Source organism: Hymenobacter sp. YIM 151500-1, assembly GCF_025979885.1.
Taxonomy (GTDB): Bacteria; Bacteroidota; Bacteroidia; order Cytophagales; family Hymenobacteraceae; genus Hymenobacter.
This window is the reverse complement of sequence record NZ_CP110139.1, coordinates 1,960,056-1,984,816: the sequence shown is the minus strand read 5'-3', so window position 1 is coordinate 1,984,816 and position 24,761 is coordinate 1,960,056. Positions and strand designations below refer to the sequence as shown.

Sequence of the window (24,761 nt, the reverse complement as noted above, 5' to 3'; positions counted from 1 at the left end):
CTGACCGTCGGCCACTCTTTGTTCTCATCTTCAGTCGTCTGTCTCACTTCTCACGTCTCACAATCTCATGTCTAAAATAGTCATCTTAGGAGCAGCAGAGAGTGGGGTAGGGGCGGCGCTGCTGGCCCAGGCCAAGGGCCACACCGTCTTCGTTTCCGACAAGAGCCCAATTCAGGAGAGATACCAGCAGAAACTGCAAGCTGCCGGCATCCGCTTCGAGGAAAACCAGCACACGCTGGCCGAAATCCTGCAAGCCGATGAGGTAGTGAAAAGCCCTGGCATCCCGGAGAAGGCGCCGGTGATTCAAGCCCTGCGCGAGAAAGGCACGCCCATCATTTCCGAAATCGAGCTGGCGGGGCGCTACACCCAGGCCAAGTGCATCGGCATTACGGGCACCAACGGCAAAACCACCACTACGCTGCTCACCTACCATTTGCTGAAGGAAGCCGGCCTGAACGTAGGCCTGGCCGGCAACGTGGGTTACTCCCTGGCCGAGCAGATTATCGAAGACCAGCACGAGTACTACGTGCTGGAGCTAAGCTCTTTCCAGCTCGACGATACCTACGAGTTCCAACCCTGGGTGTCGGTGCTGCTCAACATCACCCCCGACCACCTCGACCGGTACGAGTATTCCATGCAGAAGTACGCCGAAGCCAAGCTGCGCATCATGCGCCGCCAGAACGGCAGCAATTTCTTCGTCTACAACGCCGATGATGAGATGATAGGGCGCTACTTCCGGGCCGATAACCAGTTAGTGCGGCGGCTGCCTTTTGGCCTCCAGGAGCGGGCCGGACTCAGCGCCTTCTATTCCGCCGAAGACCTGCTGCGTGTAGAGCTGCCGGGCTGCCCGCCGGAAGAAATCAGCACGGCCCGCTCGGTGCTCATCGGCCAGCACAACCGCCAGAACACCCTGGCCGCCGTGCTCTGCGCCCGGCTGGCCGGCGTGAGCAAGGAGCAGATTGAGCAGAGCCTGGGCACCTTCCGCAACGCCGACCACCGCCTGCAACTCGTGGGCGAAGTGAATGGGGCCAAGTTTATCAACGACTCCAAAGCCACGAACGTAGAGGCGGCCTGGTTTGCCCTCGACGGCGTGCGCCAGCCCATCGTCTGGATAGCCGGCGGCACCGATAAGGGCAACGACTACGCCTCGCTGCTGCCCCTGGCCCAGCAGAAAGTAAAAGCCCTGATTTGCCTGGGCCTCGACAACGAAAAACTCAAGGCCAGCTTTGGCCCGGTAGTGCCGCACCTGGAAGAAACCCACAGCATAACCGAGGCCGTGCAGCGCGCCGCCACCCTGGCCCAGCCCGGCGACGTCGTGCTCCTGTCCCCGGCCTGCGCCTCCTTCGACCTGTTCAAAAACTACGAGGACCGCGGCCGGCAATTCGCGGCGGCCGTTGCTGAGTTGTAGGGGCGCGTCGCACGCGCCCGCCGGGTAGAACGACCGGCATTTGTCGTTCTGAGTGTACACTCCAACGTTACGGGCGCGTGCAACGCGCCCCTACTGCTCATGGAAACCATTACCAACTGGCTGCGGCAGAACCTGAAGGGCGACCCGGTGCTGTGGGGCATCGTGTTGCTGTTTTCGTTTATCTCTATTGCGGTGGTGTACTCGGCTACGGGCACGCTGGCCTACAAGAAGATGGGCGGCAACACCGAGTACTTCCTCATCAAGCACACGGGCCTGATTTTCGTGGGGCTGCTGTTCATGTGGCTGGCCCACCGCATCGATTACCGCTACTACTCGCGCATCTCGCTCTACGCCCTGCTGGCCTCGGTGCCGCTGCTGTTGTTCACCTATTTCTTCGGGGGCACTACGTTCAACGATGCGTCGCGCTGGCTGACCATTCCCATCATCAACCAAACCTTTCAGCCCTCCGACCTGGCCAAGCTGGCCCTGATTGCGCACCTGGCTTCCATGCTCAGCCGCCGCCAGCAAAACGTCAACGACTTCAAGACCACGCTGCTGCCGGTAATGATTTGGGTGGGCATTATCTGCGGACTGATTATCCTGTCGAACGCCTCCACGGCTCTGCTGCTGTTTGCCACCTGCCTGCTGCTGATGTTTATCGGCCGCGTACCGCTGAAGCAGATGGCCGTGATGGTGGTCATTGGCGTGGTGGTGGGGGGCATCGGGCTGGCCTCGGGGCAGCGCCTGAAAACGGTACAGTCGCGCCTGGAAAGCTTCACCGACAAAAGCAAGCCGGTGCCGTTTCAGCTGGAGCACGCCTACATTGCCGAGGCCACCGGTGGCCTGTTCGGCAAAGGCCCCGGCAAGAGCACGGAGCGCAACATCATGCCCCACCCGTACTCCGACTTCATCTACGCCATCATCATCGAAGAATACGGCCTGGTGGGCGGCGTATTCGTGTTGTTTCTGTACCTGGCCTTTTTGTACCGGGGGCTGAAAACGGTAATGAATAGCTACGGGGCCTTCGGCGGGCTGCTGTCGGCGGGGCTGAGCTTTAGTTTGGTCTTGCAAGCCATGGTAAACATGGGCGTAGCCGTGGGCCTGGGCCCGATTACGGGCTTGCCGCTGCCTTTGCTGAGCATGGGCGGCACCTCGCTTATCTTCACCGGCATCAGCATCGGCATCATCCTGGCCGTGAGCCGTGGCGAGCGGGAAATCCGCCCCATGGCCGGGGAGCCAGACGACACGCCCCGCATCCCGCGCGTGTCGCAATACGCCTGACCTCACCCCCTAGCCCCCTCTCCAGAAGAGAGGGGGAACTAGTTTCCTAGTTTCTAGCTCACTTTTCTTCTATCCGCATCACCAAGTCCGGTTTCTAGCTCTAGAAAGCTAAAAACTAGTTCCCCCTCTCTTTTGGAGAGGGGGCTAGGGGGTGAGGTCCACTACCACATGAAACTCATCATCAGCGGCGGGGGCACCGGCGGGCACATTTTTCCGGCCGTGGCCATTGCTAACGAAGTCCGCCGCCGCCACCCCGAAGCCGACATCCTGTTTGTGGGCGCCAACGGCCGCATGGAAATGACCCGCGTGCCCGAGGCCGGCTACCCAATTGTGGGCCTGGACATAGCGGGCCTGCAACGCAGCCTGACGCCCCGCAACCTGCTGTTTCCGGTGAAGGTGATGCGGGCCGTGCGCAAGGCGGGCAAGCTGCTGGAGAAGTTTCGGCCCGACGCCGTGGTGGGCGTGGGCGGCTACGCCTCGGCGCCGGTGCTGCTGGCCGCCACGTCGCGCGGCATTCCGTCCCTGATTCAGGAGCAAAACTCCTACGCCGGCCTGGTAAATAAGCTGCTGGCCCGGCGCGTGCAGCGCATCTGCGTGGCCTACGAGGGCATGGACAAGTTTTTCCCTGCCGACAAGCTGGTGCTGACCGGCAACCCCGTGCGCACCGAAATTGCCGACGGGCAGCGGGCCGAAGCCCTGGCGTTTTTCGGGCTGAATGCTGACCAATCGGTGCTGCTGGTCATTGGGGGCAGCCTGGGGGCGCGCACCCTCAACCAGGCCACGGCCGCCGCGCTGCCCCATCTTCGCGAGGCCGGCGTGCAACTGCTCTGGCAAACCGGCAAAACCTACTTCCCGGAAGCTGAGAAACAGGCCGCACCCTTCGCCACTGACAACCTGAAAGCCCTGGAGTTTGTGCGCCGCATGGACCTGGCCTACGCCGCTGCCGACGTGGTGATTAGCCGGGCCGGGGCCTTGTCAGTGTCGGAGCTGTGCCTCACGGGCAAGCCCAGCATCCTGGTGCCCTCGCCCAACGTAGCCGAAGACCACCAAACCAAGAACGCCCTGGCCCTGACCAGCCAGGACGCCGCCCTGCTCGTCCGCGACGCGGAGGCCCCGGCTCGCCTCTACGACGAAGCCTTGGCCCTGCTCAGCAACCCCGCCCGCCAGCAGCAGCTTTCCGCCAACATCCGCCAGCTGGCCCGACCTCAGGCCACGGCTACGATTGTCGACGAGCTGCTGGCTCTTATCAGAAAAAGCTAGCACGCCCGGTTTCCAGTTTCTCACCTCTCCATTTCTCACATCTACCACAAGGTGAAAAAGCACGTCTTCTTCCTGGGCATTGGCGGCATTGGTATGTCGGCGCTGGCGCGGTGGTTCCGGGCCAACGGCCACTCGGTGAGCGGCTACGACAAAACGCCTACGCCCTTGACTGAAGCGCTGGCCGCCGAAGGCATTGCCGTGCACTATGAGGATGCCGTGGAGAATATTCCACGGGAGGTGCGCGAAAACCGCGACGATACGCTGGTGGTACTCACGCCCGCCATTCCCAAAGACCACCAGGAGTGGGCCTGGCTGCGGGAGCAGGGCTACGACATTCGCAAACGGAGCCAGGTGCTGGGCGTGCTCACGCAGGGCCGGCCCACCATTGCCGTGGCCGGCACCCACGGCAAAACCACCACCAGCAGCATGGTGGCCCACCTGCTTCACCACGCCGGCGTGCCCTGCGCCGCCTTCCTAGGCGGCATTTCGGTAAATCTGGGCTCAAACCTGCTTTTGCCGAAGGAGGGAATTAGAAATGAAGAGCCGCAGGAAGGCGCGAGCCAAGTAAAAATTAAAAATTCAGCCTCACTGACTGAACGGAATCAGCAGCCAACCACCAACTACCAACCACCAACCACCAGCCAAGTCCCCGTCGTTGTCGAAGCCGACGAGTACGACCGGAGCTTTCTGACCCTGTTCCCGGACGTGGCTATTGTCACGAGCACCGACGCCGACCACCTCGACATTTACGGCGACAAAGACGCGCTAGTGGAGTCGTTTCGGCAGTTTGTGGAGCAGATCAAGCCCGGTGGTACGCTCATCATCAACCACACCGCCGACCCCAGCGTGGCTCAGGCCGCACCGGCTGGCGTGCAAGTCATTCGCTACGGCCTCACGCCCGAGCAAGGCCCCGAGCTGTACGCTTCCGGCATCACGGCCCAGGGCCACCAGTTCCGGTTTGCCCTGCACGGCCCGCGCGGTAGTGTCGATGGTCTGGAGCTGGCCGTGCCCGGCTACCACAACGTGGAAAACATGCTGGCCGCCGCCTGCGTGGCCCAGCTCCACGACCTCACACCCAAGCAACTGCGGGCGGCCGTAGCGGCATACCGCGGCGTGAAGCGGCGCTTCGAGTTTATCCTGACGGCCGGCACGCCCGAGCAGCCCCGCGTGTACGTGGACGACTACGCCCACCACCCGCGCGAAATTGAGGCCTTTCTCCGGTCGTTGCGGGCGTTGTATCCGGGCCGCCGCCTGCGCGTGATTTTCCAGCCCCACCTGTTCAGCCGCACCCGCGACTTTGCCCCCGGATTCGCTGAGAGTCTGAGCCTTGCCGATGAAGTGGTGCTCATGGACATCTACCCGGCGCGGGAGCTGCCCATGCCCGGCGTCACGTCGGAGTTGATTTTATCCCAAATAACTGCCCCCCAAAAGTCGTTACAGACGCGCGAAGAAATTTTGCAGAATGCCCAAACCGATACGAATTTTGACGTATTAGCCACGGTAGGGGCGGGAGACATCGACCAGTTGGTGCCTCGTTTAAAGAATATTCTGGATATTCGCTGGAATGGAGCTGAAGCGTAAAGCCAATAACCTGCTGTTTGCCACCGCCTGCCTGCTGCTGCTAGTGGGCCTGGGGGCGTTTGCCGCCGTGCAGCAGGCCCGCCGCCCGGTGGGTGGGGTTATCGTGCGCATCAGCAACGAGTTCAACAACTTCTTCATCGGCGAGCGGGAAGTAACCGCCCTGCTGACTCGCCAGGGCGAAGACCGCCTCGAAGGCGCCGACCCCGCCAGCCTGAACCTGAAAGCCCTGGAAGCCCGCCTCAAAGCGCACAGCTTCGTGAAGGACGCCCAGGTGTACCGCGACCTGGCCGGCAACCTGCACGCCGACGTGCGCCAGAACCGCCCCATTGCCCGCCTCGTCCACGCCGACTCCCGCCAGGACAGCTACCTCGACGCCGATGGGCAGCGCCTGCCCTTGTCGCCGCTGTTCACGGCGCGGGTGGTGCCGGTGTCGCGGCTGGGTGGGCAGCCGCTGCCGGCCGCGTTTTTTCAGGACAGCACCGGGCGGCGCTATCTGGAATTTTTGCGCTACGTAGACGAAAATACGTTTTGGCGCGGGCAGGTAGCGGAAATTTTTATTGGGCCCAACGGCAAAATTTCTTTTACCCAGCAAGTCGGCGACCAACGAGTAGAATTTGGCTTTCCAGAGAATATTCCGGAAAAATTTGCAAAACTGATGGTATTTTACCGTCAAATTCCCCCAGTACTGGGCTGGGACACGTACCACCGCGTTAACGTAGAGTTTAAAGATCAAATCATTTGCGAATAAAATTATAGGCATAAAACGCTACCTTATAGCGCATTAAGCTCACCTTCCTGCAACAACCCGCAACCCTCGCTTCCTCTCCTCCCATGCAACACGATAAAATTGTAGTCGGCCTCGACATCGGTACCACCAAAATCTGCGCGCTGGTCGGGCGCAAAAACGAGTTTGGCAAACTCGAAATTCTGGGCATGGGCAAAGCTGTGTCGGAGGGCGTAGTGCGGGGGATTGTATCCAACATCGACAAGACGGTGGACGCCATCAAAAAGGCCATTCGCCAGGCCGAGGAGCAGTCGGGCATCAACATCGGGGTGGTGAACGTGGGCATTGCCGGCCAGCACATCAAGAGCCTGCAACACAACGGCAGCATTACGCGCGCGTCGGCCGATAACGAAATTACCCAGGCCGACGTGGAGCGCCTCACCAGCGACATGTACCGCCTCGTGACGCCGCCCGGCTCCCAGATCATCCACGTCATGCCCCAGGACTATAAGGTGGACTACGAGGAGGGTATCATGGACCCGGTGGGCATGTCGGGAGTGCGGCTGGAGGGCAATTTTCACATCATCACCGCCCAGAGCACGGCTATCAACAACATTCACAAGTGCGTGATGAAAGCCGGGCTGGAAATCGACAACCTGATTCTGGAGCCCCTGGCTTCCAGCATGTCGGTGCTAAGCGAGGAGGAAAAAGAGGCTGGCGTTGCGCTAATTGATATTGGGGGCGGCACTACGGATCTAGCCATTTTCAAGGACGGCATTATCCGGCACGCGGCCGTGCTGCCTTTCGGCGGCAACATCGTGACCTCCGACATTAAACAGGGCTGCCTGGTGATGCAAAACCAGGCCGAACAACTCAAGGTAAAGTTCGGCAAGGCCATTGCCGAGGAAGCCTCCGAGTACGAAATCGTGAGCATTCCAGGCCTGCGCGACCGGGCGCCCAAGGAAATCAGCCTCAAGAACTTGGCTTACATTATCGAGGCCCGGATGGAGGAAATCGTGGAGCTGGTATACGCCGAAATTCAGCGCCTGGGCTTCCAGGACAAGCTGGCGGCCGGTATTGTGCTGACCGGCGGCGGCTCCCAGCTGCAAAACCTGGTGCAGCTCACCGAGTACGTGACGGGCATGGACACCCGCATCGGCTACCCCAACGAGCACCTGGGCAAGAGCAAGATTGAAGCGGTAAAGTCGCCCATGTACGCTACCACGGTGGGCCTGGTGCTGGCCGGCTACCGCTCCATCGACGACCGGCTGGCCCCGCGCCAGGACGAGCCGGAGCAGCAATACCGCCCGGCGCCCGAGGCGCGGACCGCTACGCCTGCCACGCCGGCTCAGCCTACCGCGCAACAACCTGCGCAGCAGCCGGAGCCTAAAAAACCATCGGGAGCCGGCAAGTTTTTCCAAGACATTATCAGCCGTACCAAAGGGTTGCTGATTGATGACTTTGACGACAAACAATATTAACGTCAATTGAAAGTTGGGAATTAAAAATTAAAAAATGAGCATGGGTTTGGAAGGGTTGCAAAGCGGGTTCTGCTCAATTTTTAATTCTCAATTTTTAATTTTTAATTGACTCTCCTCATGAATTTTACTTTCGATATTCCGGCGCAGTCCAGGTCCATCATTAAAGTAATTGGCGTAGGTGGGGGCGGCTCCAATGCCGTGAACCACATGTTCAGCCAAGGCATCAAGGACGTGGAGTTCGTCATCTGCAATACCGACAAGCAGGCCCTGGCTTCATCCACCGTGCCCAACCGCCTGCAAATCGGGGCCGACCTGACCGAAGGGCTGGGCGCCGGTGCCAATCCGGAGCGGGGCAAGCAAGCGGCCATTGAAAGCCGGGAGCAAATCCGGGAGCTGCTGAGCAATGGCACCAAGATGGTGTTCATCACGGCCGGCATGGGCGGCGGTACCGGTACGGGGGCGGCCCCGGTTATTGCCAAAGTAGCCAAAGAGCTGGGCATCCTGACGGTAGGCATCGTGACGGCGCCTTTCCTGTTCGAGGGCAAGAAAAAGCGCCAGCAGGCCGAGCAAGGCATCAAGGAGCTGAGCGACAACTGCGACACGGTGCTGGTCATCCTCAACGACAAGCTGCGCGAGATTTACGGCAACCTGCCCATCCGCTCGGCCTTCGCCAAAGCCGACAACGTGCTAAGCACGGCCGCCAAGTCCATTGCCGAAATTATTACGGTAACGGCCGACGTGAACGTGGACTTTGAAGACGTGAAAACCGTCATGAAAGACTCGGGCGCGGCCGTAATGGGCAGCAGCATTACCGAGGGCGAAAACCGCGCCCAGCGGGCCGCCGAAGAGGCCCTGGCCTCGCCGCTGCTCAACAACACCGACATCCACGGGGCTCAGAAAATCCTGCTCAGCATTATGTCGGGCGACCAGGCCGAGCTGGAGATGGATGAGCTGACTGAAATTACGGAGTACATCCAGGACAAGGCTGGCCAGAACGCCGAGGTGATTTTCGGCCACGGCATCGACCCCACTTTGGGCCAGAGCATCCGCGTCACGGTTATTGCCACCGGCTTTGCCCGCGAGGCGCACAACATTACCAATGTAGTGGCCCGCGAAGCCGAGGCACCCGCCGCCCCGGAGCCGCAAATCAACCTCTTCGACAAAGACCGGCAGGATGCCCCGCCTACGCCGGCCGCGCCCGCAGTGCCCACATTCGGCCCGCCCCCCGCACCCGAGCCCCAGCCCGTACGCTTCGACCTCGAAACGTCGCCGGCGCCGGTGGGCTACGTGCCGCCGGTGGTGTCGGCGCCTTCCACGCCGGCTCCGGACCCGGTGCTGTACCAGCAGCCTGCGCCCCAGCCCACGCCGCCCGTTACGCACCATTCGCTGGGCCGCCCCTCCCTGGATGCCCGGGCCGAGGAGCGCCGCCGCCGCTTACAGGAGCTGAGCAACGGCCTGACCAACGACGCCATCAAGGACCAGCTGGAAACCCCGGCCTACCTGCGCCGCCAGGTGAAGCTGGAAAACGTGGTGCCGTCGTCGGAGCAGAACATCAGCCGTTTCAACCTCTCGGACGACAACGAGCTGCTGGGCGACAACCGCTTCCTGCACGACAACGTGGACTAGCACTAGCCACTGAGCTAGGCTGGCCGCATCAACAAACAAGCCGCTTCTGGTCATAGAAGCGGCTTGTTGCTTTTCAGGCTTATGCTGTTAGCGCACGGTATCGGCGGCAGTGGTATCCAGCGCGCCGGGCGGCATGTTTCGGGGCTCACCGACTTCGTGGTCGGGGCTGAGAGTACGGCCGCGAGAGGCAGGAGGCGCGGCCGTGCACGCCGTGAGCAGGCCGGCTACGAGCAGCTTCCAGAGAGAAGAAGAAAGTTTCATGAGAGAAGAAGAGGTTCGGCCAACTTGACGCTCAGCTGCGTAACGGAGCTGCGAAGATGCAACAGTAGCCGCGCAATGGCTTTGCTGGCGTTGCCGTACGCTATCAGCTACTCCTTAAACGGGTCCGAAAACCGCTTATCGGTGATGAAAGTAGAATCGGTGAGCGTGTGCAGAAAAGCAAGGAGCTGACGCTTCTCGGTGGCGGTGAGGTCGAGCCGGGTGCCGCCGGGGGTGTTGGAGAGCAGCACGTTGGGGTCGACGCCAGGGCTGGTGGTTCGCACGTGCTCGTTGTAGTGGTCGAGCACCTGCTCCAGGGTCTGAAAGCGGCCGTCGTGCATGTAGGGGGCCGTGAGGGCAATGTTGCGCAAGCTGGGCGCCCGAAACTTGCCCCGGTCGGCGGCCTGCTTGGTTACGGCCGCCCGGCCCAGGTCGGTGAAGCTCACGTCCAGTCCGTTGTTGAAGAAACTGTCGGAGTTGAACAAGCCGTTTTCGCTGATGTGACAGTGGTGGCAGGCCCCGCCCCGAATGAAAAGCCCGTTTTCGCCCGGATGATTGTTGAACAGCGCCGCTCCGGCCCGCTCGGTGGGAGTCAGGGAGCCTTCCTTGCGGATGTACTTGTCGAAGCGGGAGTTGGCTGAAATCAGCGTGCGTTCAAACTGCGCCAGCGCTTTGAGCACATTGTCTTCTGTAATACTGGCAGAGCCGAACGCCTTACGGAACAGGGGCGGATACCGCTCGGTTTGCTGGAGCTTACGCACCCCTTCGGCCAGCGACTGATGCATTTCGAGCGGGTTTTCGATGGGCAGGCGGGCCTGCTGTTCTAGGCTGGTAGCTGCGCCGTCCCAGTTCAGCGTTTTCTCCCACAGCACGTTGGCCAGCGACATGGTATTGCGCGGGTGCTCGGCTCCGTCCACGCCCAAGGCTCGGGCCCGGCCATCAGTAAAAGCCTTGCTTTGCTGGTGGCAGGTGCCGCACGACTGGGTGCCGGTGCGGGACAGCAGGGGCTCGTAGAACAACATGCGGCCCAGCTGCACGCCTTCCTGCGTCAGCGAGTTGTTGGCGGGCACCTGCACGTTCTGCGGCAGATTGGCCGGCAGCGTCAGCGTGTAGGGCGTGGTAGCCACCACATCGGGGCCTGGCTGCGGCTCGTCCGGGTCATTGGGGTTGCAAGCCGCCAGGTACATACCGCCGCACGCCATTCCCAGCAGCTTCAAAGCCGTGAACCAAGGGCGTGCAAGAGAAGAAAAACTGCGGAAAAGCACAGAGGTAAGGTACGTACTTTCGGCCAAACGCCGCGGAGTAGGCCCCGGTTCCGCTTGGCATGGTAGGGTTAATGCAACAAGTACTTGGTTTGCTTGAAGCTGTAGCCGACAGCCAGCACCAGCCGGCCGGCGCTGGCCGGATGGTTGGTACTAGCCGTGTACACGGGCAACTGAAAGCTGGTGTTCAGCGAAACGTTTTTACAGTACAGGTCCAGCCCCGGACCCAGCAGGGCGTTGTGCATGGCGTGCTGCCCGGTGAGGCGGCCCTCGAAGGTTTCGCCCCTGGTTTTCTCGTAGAAAAACTGCGCCGACGGGTACACCTGCCAGTTGGTACCCAGCGCCACGCGGTAAAACAGATTGGCAAACGTGGTGGTGCTGGGGGCCAGGCTTTCTTCCAGCGCGTTGCGGCTGGCCCGGCGGTAGCTGGAACTCACGCTCAGGCCCAGGCTGCGGTAGCTGCCGATGTAGGTGGCGTACACGAAGCCGTCGGTGGTGCCGGTACCGGGCTGCTGAAGGGTAGGGTAGCGGCGGCCCAGGGCGTTGCGGCGCTGGTAAGCACCAGTGGGCAGCTTCACGCCCCCGCCCACCACCAGGCGGCTCTGCACCCCGGCCGTCTCAATCTGCCGAATCAGGTGGTAGCCCCCAAACACGGTCACGTCGCCCAGGCCGGCCAGGTTCAGCTGCTGGCCGTGGGTCTGGGCCGAGTTCATGGCGTAGGGCACGAAGGCGTTCAGCTCCACGCGCTTACTCAGGAAATACTTGCCCCGCAGCTCTACCACCCGAAACACTTCAAAGTCGCCGGCGTTGCCGTTGTGGGCGTGGCGGAAGTCGGCGTCGGTGCGGTTAGGGTGGGCCGGAAAAAAGGGGCGGCTGCCGGCGGGGAAGAACTGCGGGCTTTGGCCGTGCTGCTGGTAGCCGTTGAACACCCGGTAGCGGTGCATCAGGCTCAGGCTGCTCTGGTTGTCGTAGGGCGTGATGCCCATAAAGCAGCCGCAGATGTCACAGGCCCGGCCGGCGCTGCCAGCCAGTAGCAGCAGCGCCGTAAGGAAAAGTCGAGTCATGAGGAAAAGAAGGTAGTTGAGGTCCAGTCACTTAGCGCAGCTTACTGCTCCGCCAGGCGCGGGTCGCGCACAAAGGCCTCATCGGTGAGGGTGGCCAGGAAAGCCAGCAAATCAGTTTTTTCGGCTTCGGTCAGGGCAATGCCCGGCTGGGAACCAGACTGCCGCAGCTGCGCGTCCAGCGTCGCCGACTCCACCATGCCGCCCGCGTAGTGGTCGAGCACCTCGCGCAGGTTTCGGAAGCGGCCGTCGTGCATGTAGGGAGCCGTAAGGGCCACGTTGCGCAGGCTCGGTACTTTGAACCGCCCCACATCCTGGGGCCGGCCCGTAATGCCGGCCCGCCCCGAATCGGCCGCGAAGGCGGCGTCCAGGCCGTTGTTGCGGTACGATTCGTCGGTGAACAGCTCGCCTGCGTGGCAGGAGGCGCATTTTTGGCGCAGCACCGCTAGGCCCCGCAGCTCGGCCGCCGACAGCTCGCCGCCGGCTTCGCGGCGGGCGTGCTTGTCGTAGCGGGAGTTGCTGCTGGTGAGGGCTGCCGTAAACTGCGCCAGGGCTTTAAGCAGTTGCTGCGAGTCGATGGGCTTGCGGCCAAACACCTGTTCAAACCGGCGCTGATACGTGGGGTCGGCGTTGAGCTTGGCCAGCACCCCGTCCAAGGTTTCATCCATCTCCACGGGGTTGGTGATGGGCGCCAGCGGCATGGTTTCCAGGTGTTTGGCACCGCCATCCCAGAGCAGCTCCCGGCGCCAGCGCAGGTTTTGCAGGGCCGGTGCGTTGCGGGTGCTCAGGCGGTTGTCGACGCCGTGGCTGAGGCGGTGGTCCTGGTGGGCAAAGGCCACAAACTGCTGATGACAGCTCCCGCACGAAATGTCGCCGGTGCGCGAGAGGCGCGGGTCGTAGAACAAGGTGCGCCCCAGCTCAAACGCTTCCCGAGTGGGCGGGTTTTGATCCACCGGGTACACGGGCGCCGGGAAGTTGACCGGCACAGTAGCGCCCGGCACTTCCCAGGCCGGCGCCACGTCGGCATCCGGCGTGCAGGCGGCCAGCAGCGGCCCAGCCAGCCCCACTAGGGCCAGCCAGACCAATCGGTTCCGAAACATCCGGCCCGAGCTAGTTACCGTGCACGTGGTCGACGCGGAGCATACCAGCAGCCTGGTTATCAGCTACCAGCACGGAACTGGGCCCGCCCATCGTGTTCGAGAGCTTGGCGAAGTCGATGGTAGTAACGCCGGTAAACATCTTCAGCACATCGGCCTGCAAGTGAACGGTGGGCGTTCGGCCATTACGCACCTGCACCACGGCCCCGTTCAGCGAGGGCGACAGGGTGCGGATGGTGTTGTTGGGCTTTTTGAAGCCGCCAATGTGAAAAACGAGCTGCTGGTTGCCGCCGGCCTGGGGCGAGGAGCCTTCCAGCTTGGTGTAGATGTAGCCGGAGTTCCAGGTCCAGAACATGCCGTTGCTGGGGTCCAGGGCGCCGGTCTGCGCCCCCGACACGTTGCGCACACTGTCCACGCCCAGCGTAAACGTGAGCGAGGTATAGTCGCCGGCCGGCACGTCTTTCAGCGTGAAGGCTTTCGTTGCCGGGTCCGACTCCCTGATCAGGAAGTAGCTTTCCGGCGCGGCGTACTCGGTGCCATCGGCCTTTTTCAGCTTGAAGTTGGACAGGTAGTAGTTGAAGGTTGAAACCTTGAATTGCTGTCCGCTGGCGGTAGTGTAGAACGTGCTGCTGTTGAGCGTGAGCGGGGCCGAACCCACCACGTGGCTTACCTCAATGTCGAGGGTGCCGGGTGCGGGCGTAGCGGAGGTGGCGTCTTTGTCGTCGCTACACGCGGTAAGCGCAGCAGCGGAAAGCGTGAAGCTCAAAAATTGAGTAAGAAACGTGCGGAGTTTCATCTTGAAAACGAGTCGAATGGGTACTGAAAAGGCGACAACCCTGCTGCACCAGATGAAGCACAGGGGTAGGAGGCGCCACTCAGTCGGGGCGGCGCCTCTGGCACGAATCAGACCCGCGACGCGGGAGGATGAAAAACGCCGTGCACAGGCGAAAAGGCGTAGCACGGCTGCACGCTGGGCGCGTAAGAAGCCCGGCCGGAGCCTAGCCGCCACATGGGCTGGGGCTCGAAGCGCGGCCCCGGAGGCAGCACCTCGTACTTGACCTTGGCCAGCCCGGCATCCGGGGAGCCATTTTCAGACGTAGCGGCCTTCTTCAGCTGCTTGCGCAGGTGGCACTTGCCGTTGCAGTGCAGCCGCGGCTTGTCCTGGTTGACGCAGAACAGCCGCGTAATTTCCACCTTCCGCGCTTGGTAATGCAGCACCAGCAGCTCCCGACTAAACGTCTGGAGCAGCAGAAGCAGGCATAAAAACAGAGCGGTAAAGCGAGCCATACCAACAGCACGAACAAAGCAAATACGCGGCAAGATATGGCTTATCTGATATAATCTACGGCTGCTTCAGATAACTATCTACCTGTTTACGCCTAAAACCGCACCAGCTGCCCAGCTTGCTCCCGGAGCAAGTCCCGGTACAAGGCATCAGTTATGTCGCCGTCTTCGGTGAGGTGCTGGTCGATGAAAGGCAGGCGCACGCGCTGGGGCAACACGGCCGTGCCCAGGTACATCAGCACGTCGGTAAGGTGATTGAGGGCCAGGATGCCACCCTGGTTGCCGCTGCCCAGACCCACCAGCGCCGCTTTTTTGCCGCGGATGCCGCCGGAGTAGGGGAGGCCGTCGATAAAAGCCTTCAGCACCCCCGGAAACGAGCAGTTGTACTCCGGCACCACAAACACCAGCTTGTCGGCTTCTTCGGCCAGACGCGCCAGCTGGTTGAAGCCGTCGTGGCGGCCGGTGTCGGCGTAAAGGGCCGTGGCGGTGAAGTCAGGGGGCAGTTCGGTTAAGTCCAGAACCTGGGCCGGAGCGCCCTGCTGGGCCAGCAAGGAGTAATAGTAGTCGGCTACGCGCCGGGCGCGGGAGCGAGGCCGGTTGGTGCCGGAAATGATGGTTATCATCTAAGCAGAAGTGAGTACAGAGAAGGGAAAAGTAAGACCTCGACAACCAGACGAAGCACAGAAAAATAGAAGCTTAGGAAATGTTGGGCGCCAAGCCACGGCAACGGATGATGTACGGTAGGGCTTCTTGGAAGAAGGAGAAGACAATAAAAAAAGGCGAAACGGGTAGCCGTTTCGCCTTTCTAAGCTCTACAACAAGCCTCCTTTATGCAAGGTTATTGGAAGTAGCCTTGGCCAGGATAAACTCCTGGTTCAGGATGGCAATGTTTTCCAGGGAAATACCCACCGGGCACTCCGCGGCGCAGGAGCCGATGTTGGTGCAGGCCCCGAAGCCTTCCTTATCCATTTGAGCTACCATGTTCTCCACGCGGGTTTTGCGCTCCACGTGGCCTTGCGGCAGCAACGCCAGCTGGCTTACCTTGGCCGAGACAAACAGCATGGCCGAAGCGTTTTTGCACGAAGCCACGCAGGCCCCGCAGGCAATGCAGGTAGCCGCCTCAAAAGCCCGGTCCGCAATTTCCTTCGGAATCGGAATTTCGTTGGCGTCGGGGGCGCCACCGGTGTTTACGCTCACGTAGCCGCCCGCCTGGATAATCCGGTCGAAGGCCGAGCGGTCCACGCTCAGGTCTTTGTTGACGGGGAAGGCGTTGGCGCGCCAAGGCTCGATGGTGATGGTGTCGCCATCGGAAAACTTGCGCATGTGCAGCTGGCAGGTGGTAGTGCCCGCCTCCGGGCCGTGGGCGCGGCCGTTGATGAACAGGTTGCAGGACCCGCAGATGCCTTCGCGGCAGTCGTGGTCGAAGACTACCGGGTCGTCGCCCCGGCGCAATAGGTCTTCGTTCAGCACGTCGAGCATCTCCAGAAAGGACATGTCGGGCGAAATGTCCTTTACCTGATAGTCAACGATACGACCTTCGGTGTTGCGGTTTTTCTGCCGCCACACGCGCAAAGTCAGATTCATGGGTTTGGCATTGGGGTTACTTCCAGCCATTGTATTGAGAGAAGTGAGACGGTGAGAAGTGAGAAGTGAGACGTTGTTCTAGTATGTTTTCTTGGAAGTCAGAACATCGTCTCACTTCTCATGTCTCATCATCTTATGTCTAAAATTTACTTATAACTCCGCTGCGTGAGCTTCACGTTTTCAAAGACCAACTCTTCGCGGTGCAAGGCTTCGGCCTGGTTGTCACCCTGGTATTCCCAGGCGGCCACGTAGGCAAAATTATCGTCGTCGCGCAGGGCTTCGCCTTCCGGCGTCTGGTACTCCTCGCGGAAGTGGCCGCCGCAGCTTTCGTTGCGTTGCAGGGCATCGTCAATCATCAGCTCACCCAGCTCTAGGAAGTCAGCCACGCGGCCGGCGCTTTCCAGCATCTGGTTCATTTCCTGGTCGGTGCCGCTGAGCTTGAGGTCGGTCCAGAACTCGCGGCGCAGCTTCTGAATCTCCTGCTTGGCGTGCTGCAAGCCTTGGGCGTTGCGAGCCATGCCGCAGTACTCCCACATAATGTGGCCCAGAGCCTTGTGGAACTCGGCCGGGGTGCGCTTGCCGTTGATGCTCATCAGCTGCTGCACGCGGGCGTGCACTTCGGCCTCTGCCTGCTGGAAAGCCGGGTGCTGGGTGGTCACCGGTGTGGGAGCCGTCTGGGCCAGGTAATCCCCAATGGTGTAGGGAATCACGAAGTAGCCGTCGGCCAGGCCCTGCATCAGCGCCGAAGCTCCAAGGCGGTTGGCGCCGTGGTCGGAGAAGTTGCACTCTCCGGTGGCGTACAGGCCCGGAATCGTGGTTTGCAGGTTGTAATCCACCCACAGGCCGCCCATGGTGTAGTGCACGGCCGGGTAGATGCGCATGGGCTGCTGGTAGGGGTCTTCGCCGGTAATCTTCTCGTACATGGCAAACAGGTTGCCGTACTTCTGGCTTACCCACTCGGCGCCATTGCGCTTGATGGCGTCCTCGAAGTCGAGGTACACCGCCAGGCCCGAACCGCCCACGCCGCGGCCTTCGTCGCACATCTGCTTGGCATTGCGCGACGCCACGTCGCGGGGCACCAGGTTGCCGAAGGCCGGATACTTGCGCTCCAAGAAGTAGTCACGCTCCTCTTCCGGAATATCATTCACCCGGATTTGTCCGGCGCGCAGGCGCTCAGCCATTTCCTGGGTCTTGGGCACCCACACGCGCCCGTCGTTGCGCAAAGACTCCGACATCAGCGTCAGCTTCGACTGGTAGTCGCCCGACACCGGAATGCAGGTGGGGTGAATCTGGGTGAAGCAGGGGTTGGCAAAGAAGGCGCCCTTCTTGTGGGCCCGCCAGATGGCGGTAGTGTTGCAGTACTTGGCGTTGGTGCTCAGGTAGAACACGTTGCCGTAGCCACCGGTAGCCAGCACCACGGCGTGAGCCGCGTGCTGCTGAATCTCGCCCGTAAGCAGGTTGCGGGTAATAATGCCGCGGGCTCTGCCATCGACAATTACCAGGTCCAGCATTTCGCTGCGGGTATACAGCTTTACCTTGCCATAAGCTACCTGCCGGCTCAGGGCCGAGTAGGCACCCAGCAGCAGCTGCTGCCCCGTTTGGCCGCGGGCGTAAAACGTGCGGCTCACCTGGGCACCCCCGAACGAGCGGTTGGCCAGCAGCCCGCCGTACTCACGGGCGAAGGGCACGCCCTGAGCCACGCACTGGTCGATAATATTCACCGATACCTGCGCCAGGCGGTACACGTTGGCTTCGCGGGCCCGGTAGTCCCCACCCTTAATGGTGTCGTAGAACAGGCGGAAGATAGAGTCGCCGTCGTTCTGGTAATTCTTGGCCGCGTTGATGCCGCCTTGCGCCGCAATGGAGTGGGCACGGCGCGGCGAGTCGTGGTAGGTGAAGGCCTTGACGTTGTAACCCAACTCGGCCAGCGAGGCGGCAGCCGAGGCGCCGGCCAGGCCCGTGCCCACCACAATCACGTCGTACTTCCGCTTGTTGGCGGGGTTGACGAGCTTGACGTTGAACTTGTGCTTCTCCCACTTCTCGGCCAGCGGCCCTTCGGGAATTTTGGAATCCAGGATCATCGCAGAAACGAGGTTAGGACTTATTTAAAAAAGAAGAAGTACAGCGGCATGGCAGCGAAGCCCGCGCACACCAGAATGGAGAAGGCATAGCCTACGTTCTGGATGAGGGGCGTGTACTTGCGGTGAGTAAGCCCCAAAGTCTGAAAGCCGCTGGCGAAGCCGTGCAGCAGGTGAAAACACAAAGCAGCCTGGGCCGCCACGTACAGGGCCACGTACCACCACACCTTAAAGGACTCAGCCACGATGGCGTAGAGGTCTTTGTTGCCGCCGGCATCCAGGCCGACTTCGCCGTAGTGGAAGCGCCAATAGAAGTTGTAGAGGTGAATAACGAGGAAGACCAGAATGATGGAGCCCAGCAGGCCCATGTTGCGGGACCTCCAGGGGCTATTCTGCTCGATGTGGTCGACGACGTACTTGCTGCTGCGGGCCGTTTGGTTGCGGCGGGTCAGCACGATGGTTTCGTAGATGTGAAAACCGAAGCCAGCTACCAAGATGATTTCGGCCACCCGGATCAGGCCGTTGGTGCTCATGAAGTGGGAGTACGTATTGAAGGCCAAACCGCCGTCATCCTTGAATAACTGCAAGTTGCCGACCAAGTGTACTACCAGGAAGGTGCACAAAAACAGGCCCGTAATGGCTACGATAACCTTGCGGCCGATGCTGCTGGAAAAGGTTTTGGTAATCCAACTCATAGAGAGCTATTGAAATGTTTGGGTGGGTCGGTTGTACCGGCCAAAGGTAGGTGCCAACCGCGAAGGAAACAATCTACGGGGCAGTTTCACGTTCCAGTGAATCTATCCCTTGCCAACTCCGTTAGTTACCTAGCATTGATCTAATAACCCATTAAAAGGACAATTTGTTAAGACTTGTGGGTTTTTAATTAGGTCGTTGTTCTGGTAATTCTCCGGCTTTCCGATAACTTGACTACATGATGCTTCCGCTACCTCTCCGCGCGGGAAAATACCTGCTGTTGCTCCTGCTGGTGGCACTAGCCTGGGGGGCCATGCTGCCCGCTGCGCAAGCCACGCACTTGCGCGCCGGCGACATTCAGGCTAAGACCGACACCACGGCCGCCCGCAACCCCCGGCGTATCTTTTTCAAGATGGTGCTTTACCAGAGCAACGTCAACACCAGCGTGGACGAAGACGCCGTGACCATCTTTTTCGGGGACGGGGAGTTTTCGGGCGTACGGGCCGTTAAGCGCTTTAGCAAGACGTCGGTGGGCTGTGATGGTACCACGTTTCGCAACGTGTATTATTTTGAGCACACCTACAACGCACCCGGCTCCTACACGGTGCACTACATTGGGGAGAACCGCAGCATCGGGGTGAAGAACATGAGCGCCTCTGAAACACAGTCGTTCTACATCTCCACCCGCATCACCATCGACCCCTCGCTGGGCATCAACCGCTCCCCGGTACTCAACGCCCCGGCTTTTGACCGGGCCAGCCGCAGCCAGGTATTTCTGCACAACCCCGCCGCCTCCGATGCCGACGGCGACTCTCTGGCGTTTCGTTTGGTGCCCAGCCAGCACGTGCCCGGCGGTGTGGATGCCGTGCTGCTGCAAACGACGCCCAACGTAAACCGCCCCCAGCCCCAGACAACCATCAGCTTCCGCTACCCCGACGACCCATTTTTTGGGTCGGTGCAGGTGCCGTACGCGGGGCCGCCGGTGGGGCGGCCGGGCGAAGCCGCCATTTTCCAGCAGGACGCACGCACGGGCCAGATTGTCTGGAACGCACCCTCGCAGATTGGCGACTATAACATTGCCTTTGTGGTGGAAGAATGGCGCCGAGTACCGGGCGGCCGGCCCCAACGTATCGGTATCGTGACGCGGGACATGCAGATTACCGTGGGTCCGAACAACAACTTGCGTCCCACTGTTACGGTGCCCGCAGAGCGCTGCGTAATAGCGGGCACGCCCATTGAGGAGGTTATTACCGCCACCGACCCCGAGAATAATCCTGTTACTTTGTTAGCCTTCGGCGGGATGCTGCCCCAGCCGGCCAGCTTCGTGCAGACGCAGACTGGTCCGGCAAGGGCCCGCGGCGTGTTCCGCTGGACGCCGGGCTGCCTCGACATCCGCCAGGAACCGCACCGCGTACTGTTTAAGGCCGAAGACCGGCCAGCCAACAACTGCGGGGCCGCGTTGATTGACGAGCGGCTGCTGAGCATTCGGGTGATTGGGCCGCCACCGCTCAACCTGCGGGCGGCGCAGTCGGGCAACACGGCCGTGCTCAACTGGGACGCCTACAGCTGCCCCAATCCTGGGGCCCAGATGCTAATCTTCCGGCGCGAAGGACCCAGCAACTTCACTCCTGGCCCCTGCGAAACGGGTATTCCGGCCTCAGCGGGCTACGTGCAGATTGGGACGGTGCCCGTAGGCACCCGCAACTTTATTGACGACCGGGCCGGCCAGGGTCTGGAGCGAGGCAAGACGTATTGCTACCGCATCTTCGTGCAGTTTGCCTTGCCGGCTGGGGGGCAGAGCATTGCCTCGCAGGAAGCCTGCATAACGCTGTCGGGCCGCTCGGCGCGCTTCACCAACGTGACAGTAGACCGCACGGCTACGGCCGGGCAGATTACCGTGCGCTGGACCAAGCCCACCAGCAGCGGCGGCTTCCTGCCCCCGCTGGGCTACCGGTTGTTCCGGGCCCCAGGCCAGTCGCCGGCCGCTGCGGCCTTCGTGCAAGTGAAAACCACCGCCGACCTGAACGACACGGCCTTCGTGGACACCGGCGTCAATACCCTGACGACGGCCTATGCATACCGGCTGGAGTTTTTCAGCAACTCGCTGCCTACGCCCGGCTCACCGGTGCTCGTGGAAAATGCCGGGCCGGCTTCCAGTATCCGGCTGAATGCCACTCCGCAACCCCTGAGCAACACCATCACGCTCAATTGGACCTACAACGTACCCTGGGACAACTCGCGCCGGCCTACCACCGTGTACCGCCGGGAGCCTAATGGGCAGTTTGTACCGGTGGCGAAAGTGACGGGTACGACAACCAGCGGCACTTTCACGGACCGGGGCACCACGGCCAGCCCGCTGGTGAAGGGCCGGGTGTACTGCTACTACGTGAAGACCAACGGCACCTACAACGCCGCCTTGCCCGACTCGCTTATCAACCTGAGCCAAGAGCTGTGCGTGCCCTTGCAGTCGGTGCCCTGCACGCCGGTGCTGACCCTGCGGCCCACGAATTGCGACAGTCTGGCCAGCCGCTTGTTTGAGCTGCCGGCCACACCGCCCGGCGGGCAGCGGTTCACGAATTTCCTGAGCTGGACGCTGAGCAACCAGCCCGTCGCCGACTGCGGCCGTGACATTGCCTCGTACATTCTGTACTACGCCCCCAATGCCACCGACTCGCTGCGGGTGCTGACGACGGTGCCCGGTACCCAAACCACGTATGCTCATACCGGCCTAGAGTCGGCGCAGGGGTGCTACGCGGTGCAGGCCGTGGACGTGAACGGGGTACGCAGTGCCCGCTCCAACATTGCCTGCAACGATAACTGCCTGCTGTTCCTGCTGCCCAACATCTTCACGCCAAATGGCGACCAGAAAAACGACACGTTCCGGCCCAAGGTGTACAGCCCCGTTGAGCGGACTAACGTAAAGATTTTCAACCGTTGGGGCACCAAGGTGTACGAGAGCGACAAAGACCCGCTCATCAATTGGGACGGCGGCGGTACCTCCGAGGGTGGCCGCGGCACGAAGGTGTCGGACGGCATGTACTTCTACCAAGCAGAAGTAGAGTTCCGGGACGCCAACCGCACGAAGCGCACCTTCAAAGGCTGGGTGCAACTGAACCGATAAGGTTTCTTTAAGGAATAATTGAAACAGAGCGGCTCGTGTACACGGGTCGCTCTGTTTGTCTTTTGACTTGTAGCGCGAAACGGAAGCTTCGCGCTACATGCCCCGGTGCTACAGCTAGGAACTGCTTTGCGTGGGATACGAGTGGCAGACTAATTTTTGGGCATACCGGCTGATTTGTGCAGCTTGCGGCCCAAAGTCAAACCGGGCCAGCAGCATAGAATGCAGCATGTGGCCGGCATAGCATCTGCGTAATCCACTTCATTTGCACAGCCTGCACTTTATGAAAGCAGTTATTTTCCCCGGCCAGGGCAGCCAGTTCAGCGGCATGGGCCGCGACTTGTACGAGCAGCACCCCACGGCCCAGCGCCTGATGCAGCAGGCCAATGAAATTCTGGGCTTCCCGCTGACCGACAGCATGTTCACGGGTTCCGAAGAAGACCTGCGCCGCACCGACGTAACCCAGCCGGCCATCTTCCTGCACTCCGTAGCCCTGGCCGCCGTGGTGCCCGATTTCCGGCCCGATATGGTAGCGGGCCACTCCTTGGGCGAGTTTTCGGCCTTGGTAGCGGCGCGGGTGCTCAAGTTTGAAGATGCCCTGCAACTAGTCGCGCAGCGGGCCCAGGCCATGCAGGCCGCCTGCCAGGAACAGCCCGGCACCATGGCCGCCATCCTCGGCCTCGACGACGACACCACGGCCCGCATCTGCCAGGAAATCACCGACGCCGGCAATGTGGTGGTGGCCGCCAATTACAACTGCCCCGGCCAACTGGTGGTGTCGGGCTCCCAGCGCGGCATTGAGCTGGCCTGTGAGCAGCTGAAGGCCGCTGGGGCCAAACGGGCGTTGCCGCTGCCGGTGGGTGGAGCCTTCCACTCGCCCCTGATGCAGTCGGCCGAAGCGGCGCTGGCCCAGGCCATTGCCAAAACCACCTTCGCGGCCGGCATCTGCCCCGTGTACCAGAACGTGGACGCCGCCCCCCACCGCGACCCGGACGAAATCCGAGAAAACCTGGTGCGCCAGCTCACGGCCCCCGTGCGCTGGACCCAGAGTGTGCAGCGCATGGTGCAGGACGGCGCCACCGAATTTGTGGAGTGCGGCCCTGGCAAGGTGCTGCAAGGCCTGGTAAAGAAGATTGCCCCGGAAATGGCGGTTAGCTCGGCGGCGGTGTAAATAACTGTCAGGAAGAAAGCCGGAGCGGACCCGTAGCATAAGGCTGCGGGTCCGCTCTGGCTTTACGACGGAAAATAGAGCCGCACCGCCAGCTCATCCGGACACGCCGCTAGCAATTCCGCTACCGTGCGGCCCAGCTCCGGGTGCACTACATCGGCGGCAATTTCGGCGAGGGGCGTGAGGGCGAAGCGGCGTTCCGGCAGGCGCGGGTGGGGCACCCGGAGCTGCGGCGTGTTGAGAAGAAGGTCGTCGTAGAGCAGAATGTCCACGTCCAGAGTACGGGCGCCCCAGCGGGTGCGGCGGGTGCGGCCGGCGCGTTGCTCCGTGGCCAGGCAGGCGGTGAGCAGGTCGGTGGGGGAGAGGAAAGTGCGGAGCTTGACAGCCTGGTTTAGGTAAGCAGGCTGGTCTTCGAGGCCCCAGGCGGCTGTTTCGTACAAGCTGGACGCTGCCTCCACCGAGCCAGCCGTGGCGGCCAGGTGGTGCACGGCGTTGTGCAGGATGGTGGCCCGGTCGCCGAGGTTGGAGCCGAGCAGGAGGTAGGCAGTAGGCATGTGGCACAACCGGAGGTCAGCGTAGCTAAGCTTCAGCTTGTGCCGTTCGCCGCCTGCATGATCAGGCTACCTACTAACATAAGCTAAGGTAAAAGTAGTGGGAAGTGTGCAGCGCGCTCTAACCGGTTGACCGTACACCCACCGGACGGCACAACCCAAGGTCAGCGGAGCTAAAGCTGTTGCTACAACACCCGCCGCAGAAACTCCACCGTTATTTCCGCCGCTTGCCGGGCCTCAGTGGGCAGCTCCGGCCTGGCCCAGGGGTGGGCGCCACCAAAGTTGTGCGTCACGCCAGGCAATATGACTAGCTCGGCGGCAGGCCTCCAGCCGTGCAGCTCGTGGGCCCGCGCCACGGGCACGGTTTCGTCCTGGTCGCCGTGGAGCAGGAGCAGGGGCTGGCGCAGCTTGCGCCGCAGGTTGTGGCGGATGTCGAGGCGCAGGCGGTTCTGGTGGTAATCTTCTACTATCTGAAAGTACAAGGGCAGCTGCTGCTTGGTGCGGCTGTTTTCGACGTAGAACACGCCTTGCTCTTGCCACTGCTGCAGCAGCGCCTCCGGCCAGCCGGGGTTCACGTTGCTGATGGCTGCCCAGGTAGCCACGGCCCGCACGCGCGGGTCTTCGGCTGCTTTGAGCAGCACCAAGCCGCCCCCGCGGCTGTGGCCCACCAGCGCCAGCCGGCTCAGGTCCATTTCTGCGGCCGGCACGCCCACTGGGCCGGGCTGGTGCAGGCAGTCGAGCAGGGCGCCGATGTCGTCCAGCTCCAGGGAAAAGTTGTTGCGCCCGAAGGCTTCCAGGTCTTCCAGGTCGCCGGTGCCGCCCACCACCAGGCCGTTGTGCGAGAGGTTGAGCTTGACAAATACAACGCCCTGCCGGGCGAAGTAGTCGGCCAGCAGGTTGAAGTGCCCCCAGTCCTTGAATCCCTTGAACCCGTGCACAAACACCACCACCGGCTTAGGCTGCCCATCGGCCACGAACCGGGCATCGGCCATAAACGGCCGCCTGTGCCGGCTGCACGTTAGCCGGAAATCAACGGAAGTAAGCTGCGAAGACATGCTGGTGAAGATACGCGGTAAGGTGATGAAGTGATGAAGTGATGAGGTGACAGGTGACGGGTAGCCCCAGCAGGGCGGCACATCGGTAGAAACCAGCCAAACATAAATGGATTAAAGCCCCATCGGGGTAACACCTCCCGTCCGCTGACGATGGGTGTCACCCCGCTGGGACTTGGTTTACACAAGAGGTG

Annotated in this window: 21 protein-coding genes; 9 read left to right on the top strand and 12 right to left on the bottom strand. The window is 61.5% G+C overall.

What is annotated here, in order from left to right; translation table 11 throughout:
* Positions 1-67: 67 nt before the first annotated feature.
* The 7 genes from murD to ftsZ all read left to right on the top strand — a co-directional run bounded on the left by murD (position 68) and on the right by ftsZ (position 9,361).
* The gene (gene murD / locus OIS53_RS08210; RefSeq protein WP_264681914.1) at positions 68-1,408 is read left to right on the top strand and encodes a UDP-N-acetylmuramoyl-L-alanine--D-glutamate ligase; all 1,341 of its coding nucleotides are present in this window, start codon (positions 68-70) and stop codon (positions 1,406-1,408) included.
* A gap of 99 nt (positions 1,409-1,507) precedes the next feature.
* Positions 1,508-2,689, top strand: a complete 1,182-nt coding sequence (locus tag OIS53_RS08205; RefSeq protein ID WP_264681913.1) for an FtsW/RodA/SpoVE family cell cycle protein — start codon at positions 1,508-1,510, stop codon at positions 2,687-2,689.
* A 168-nt stretch (positions 2,690-2,857) separates the two neighbouring features.
* A complete protein-coding gene (gene murG, locus OIS53_RS08200; RefSeq protein WP_264681912.1) occupies positions 2,858-3,949 on the top strand; it encodes an undecaprenyldiphospho-muramoylpentapeptide beta-N-acetylglucosaminyltransferase in 1,092 nt (363 codons plus the stop codon).
* 51 nt (positions 3,950-4,000) lie between these two features.
* Entirely contained in the window at positions 4,001-5,530 is a 1,530-nt protein-coding gene (locus OIS53_RS08195; RefSeq protein ID WP_264681911.1) for a UDP-N-acetylmuramate--L-alanine ligase, read from the top strand.
* Positions 5,514-6,278, top strand: coding sequence for a cell division protein FtsQ/DivIB (locus OIS53_RS08190; RefSeq protein ID WP_264681910.1), 765 nt, complete (start codon positions 5,514-5,516; stop codon positions 6,276-6,278). Before OIS53_RS08195 ends, OIS53_RS08190 begins: the two co-directional genes overlap by 17 nt.
* An 83-nt stretch (positions 6,279-6,361) precedes the next feature.
* Positions 6,362-7,735 (top strand): cell division protein FtsA, encoded by a 1,374-nt coding sequence (ftsA, locus tag OIS53_RS08185; RefSeq protein WP_264681909.1) that lies wholly within the window; start codon positions 6,362-6,364, stop codon positions 7,733-7,735.
* A gap of 117 nt (positions 7,736-7,852) precedes the next feature.
* On the top strand, positions 7,853-9,361 hold the full coding sequence (gene ftsZ, locus OIS53_RS08180) for a cell division protein FtsZ (protein WP_264681908.1): 1,509 nt from the start codon (positions 7,853-7,855) through the stop codon (positions 9,359-9,361).
* Between the two features lie 87 nt (positions 9,362-9,448).
* On the opposite strand, the gene OIS53_RS08175 is transcribed toward ftsZ, so the two are convergent.
* The 10 genes from OIS53_RS08175 to OIS53_RS08130 form a co-directional block, all read right to left on the bottom strand.
* Entirely contained in the window at positions 9,449-9,622 is a 174-nt protein-coding gene (locus OIS53_RS08175) for a hypothetical protein (protein ID WP_264681907.1), read from the bottom strand.
* Between the two features lie 107 nt (positions 9,623-9,729).
* Positions 9,730-10,836, bottom strand: coding sequence for a cytochrome-c peroxidase (locus OIS53_RS08170; protein ID WP_264681906.1), 1,107 nt, complete (start codon positions 10,834-10,836; stop codon positions 9,730-9,732).
* Positions 10,837-10,952: 116 nt separating this feature from the next.
* Positions 10,953-11,945: a hypothetical protein gene (locus tag OIS53_RS08165; protein WP_264681905.1), complete on the bottom strand. Its 993-nt coding sequence runs from the start codon at positions 11,943-11,945 to the stop codon at positions 10,953-10,955.
* 41 nt (positions 11,946-11,986) lie between these two features.
* Positions 11,987-13,042 carry a cytochrome-c peroxidase gene (locus OIS53_RS08160; protein WP_264681904.1) on the bottom strand — a complete coding sequence of 352 codons (1,056 nt, stop codon included), beginning with the start codon at positions 13,040-13,042 and terminating at the stop codon, positions 11,987-11,989.
* A 10-nt stretch (positions 13,043-13,052) separates the two neighbouring features.
* Positions 13,053-13,805 carry an MbnP family protein gene (locus tag OIS53_RS08155; RefSeq protein ID WP_264681903.1) on the bottom strand — a complete coding sequence of 251 codons (753 nt, stop codon included), beginning with the start codon at positions 13,803-13,805 and terminating at the stop codon, positions 13,053-13,055.
* 137 nt (positions 13,806-13,942) lie between these two features.
* Positions 13,943-14,326, bottom strand: coding sequence for a hypothetical protein (locus OIS53_RS08150; RefSeq protein ID WP_264681902.1), 384 nt, complete (start codon positions 14,324-14,326; stop codon positions 13,943-13,945).
* A gap of 92 nt (positions 14,327-14,418) precedes the next feature.
* The gene (locus OIS53_RS08145) at positions 14,419-14,946 is read right to left on the bottom strand and encodes an NADPH-dependent FMN reductase (RefSeq protein ID WP_264681901.1); all 528 of its coding nucleotides are present in this window, start codon (positions 14,944-14,946) and stop codon (positions 14,419-14,421) included.
* A 205-nt stretch (positions 14,947-15,151) separates the two neighbouring features.
* Entirely contained in the window at positions 15,152-15,907 is a 756-nt protein-coding gene (locus OIS53_RS08140) for a succinate dehydrogenase/fumarate reductase iron-sulfur subunit (protein WP_264681900.1), read from the bottom strand.
* Between the two features lie 146 nt (positions 15,908-16,053).
* Positions 16,054-17,988: a fumarate reductase/succinate dehydrogenase flavoprotein subunit gene (locus tag OIS53_RS08135; RefSeq protein WP_264681899.1), complete on the bottom strand. Its 1,935-nt coding sequence runs from the start codon at positions 17,986-17,988 to the stop codon at positions 16,054-16,056.
* Between the two features lie 20 nt (positions 17,989-18,008).
* A complete protein-coding gene (locus OIS53_RS08130; protein ID WP_264681898.1) occupies positions 18,009-18,680 on the bottom strand; it encodes a succinate dehydrogenase cytochrome b subunit in 672 nt (223 codons plus the stop codon).
* A 236-nt stretch (positions 18,681-18,916) separates the two neighbouring features.
* On the opposite strand from OIS53_RS08130, the gene OIS53_RS08125 reads away from it, so the two are divergent.
* Both OIS53_RS08125 and fabD read left to right on the top strand, forming a co-directional pair.
* Complete coding sequence (locus OIS53_RS08125; protein WP_264681897.1) at positions 18,917-21,799, top strand: gliding motility-associated C-terminal domain-containing protein; 2,883 nt, start codon at positions 18,917-18,919, stop codon at positions 21,797-21,799.
* 280 nt (positions 21,800-22,079) lie between these two features.
* On the top strand, positions 22,080-22,967 hold the full coding sequence (gene fabD, locus OIS53_RS08120) for an ACP S-malonyltransferase (protein ID WP_264681896.1): 888 nt from the start codon (positions 22,080-22,082) through the stop codon (positions 22,965-22,967).
* A gap of 62 nt (positions 22,968-23,029) precedes the next feature.
* Here the strand turns inward: fabD and folK are convergent, their stop codons facing one another.
* Together folK and OIS53_RS08110 are read right to left on the bottom strand one after the other, a co-directional pair.
* The gene (folK, locus tag OIS53_RS08115; RefSeq protein WP_264681895.1) at positions 23,030-23,518 is read right to left on the bottom strand and encodes a 2-amino-4-hydroxy-6-hydroxymethyldihydropteridine diphosphokinase; all 489 of its coding nucleotides are present in this window, start codon (positions 23,516-23,518) and stop codon (positions 23,030-23,032) included.
* A gap of 182 nt (positions 23,519-23,700) precedes the next feature.
* Positions 23,701-24,570: an alpha/beta hydrolase family protein gene (locus OIS53_RS08110; protein ID WP_264681894.1), complete on the bottom strand. Its 870-nt coding sequence runs from the start codon at positions 24,568-24,570 to the stop codon at positions 23,701-23,703.
* Between the last annotated feature and the right edge of the window lie 191 nt (positions 24,571-24,761).

Bases quoted from the DNA above. Each gene is read 5' to 3' on its own strand.
- ftsA (WP_264681909.1), top strand. From the start codon at position 6,362: ATGCAACACGATAAAATTGTAGTCGGCCTCGACATCGGTACCACCAAA.
- OIS53_RS08135 (WP_264681899.1), bottom strand. From the start codon at position 17,988: ATGATCCTGGATTCCAAAATTCCCGAAGGGCCGCTGGCCGAGAAGTGG.
- OIS53_RS08160 (WP_264681904.1), bottom strand. From the start codon at position 13,042: ATGTTTCGGAACCGATTGGTCTGGCTGGCCCTAGTGGGGCTGGCTGGG.
- OIS53_RS08165 (WP_264681905.1), bottom strand. From the start codon at position 11,945: ATGACTCGACTTTTCCTTACGGCGCTGCTGCTACTGGCTGGCAGCGCC.
- folK (WP_264681895.1), bottom strand. From the start codon at position 23,518: ATGCCTACTGCCTACCTCCTGCTCGGCTCCAACCTCGGCGACCGGGCC.
- murD (WP_264681914.1), top strand. From the start codon at position 68: ATGTCTAAAATAGTCATCTTAGGAGCAGCAGAGAGTGGGGTAGGGGCG.
- OIS53_RS08175 (WP_264681907.1), bottom strand. From the start codon at position 9,622: ATGAAACTTTCTTCTTCTCTCTGGAAGCTGCTCGTAGCCGGCCTGCTC.
- OIS53_RS08205 (WP_264681913.1), top strand. From the start codon at position 1,508: ATGGAAACCATTACCAACTGGCTGCGGCAGAACCTGAAGGGCGACCCG.
- OIS53_RS08110 (WP_264681894.1), bottom strand. From the start codon at position 24,570: ATGTCTTCGCAGCTTACTTCCGTTGATTTCCGGCTAACGTGCAGCCGG.
- murG (WP_264681912.1), top strand. From the start codon at position 2,858: ATGAAACTCATCATCAGCGGCGGGGGCACCGGCGGGCACATTTTTCCG.
- OIS53_RS08125 (WP_264681897.1), top strand. From the start codon at position 18,917: ATGATGCTTCCGCTACCTCTCCGCGCGGGAAAATACCTGCTGTTGCTC.
- OIS53_RS08130 (WP_264681898.1), bottom strand. From the start codon at position 18,680: ATGAGTTGGATTACCAAAACCTTTTCCAGCAGCATCGGCCGCAAGGTT.
- OIS53_RS08190 (WP_264681910.1), top strand. From the start codon at position 5,514: ATGGAGCTGAAGCGTAAAGCCAATAACCTGCTGTTTGCCACCGCCTGC.
- OIS53_RS08145 (WP_264681901.1), bottom strand. From the start codon at position 14,946: ATGATAACCATCATTTCCGGCACCAACCGGCCTCGCTCCCGCGCCCGG.
- OIS53_RS08150 (WP_264681902.1), bottom strand. From the start codon at position 14,326: ATGGCTCGCTTTACCGCTCTGTTTTTATGCCTGCTTCTGCTGCTCCAG.
- OIS53_RS08140 (WP_264681900.1), bottom strand. From the start codon at position 15,907: ATGAATCTGACTTTGCGCGTGTGGCGGCAGAAAAACCGCAACACCGAA.
- fabD (WP_264681896.1), top strand. From the start codon at position 22,080: ATGAAAGCAGTTATTTTCCCCGGCCAGGGCAGCCAGTTCAGCGGCATG.
- ftsZ (WP_264681908.1), top strand. From the start codon at position 7,853: ATGAATTTTACTTTCGATATTCCGGCGCAGTCCAGGTCCATCATTAAA.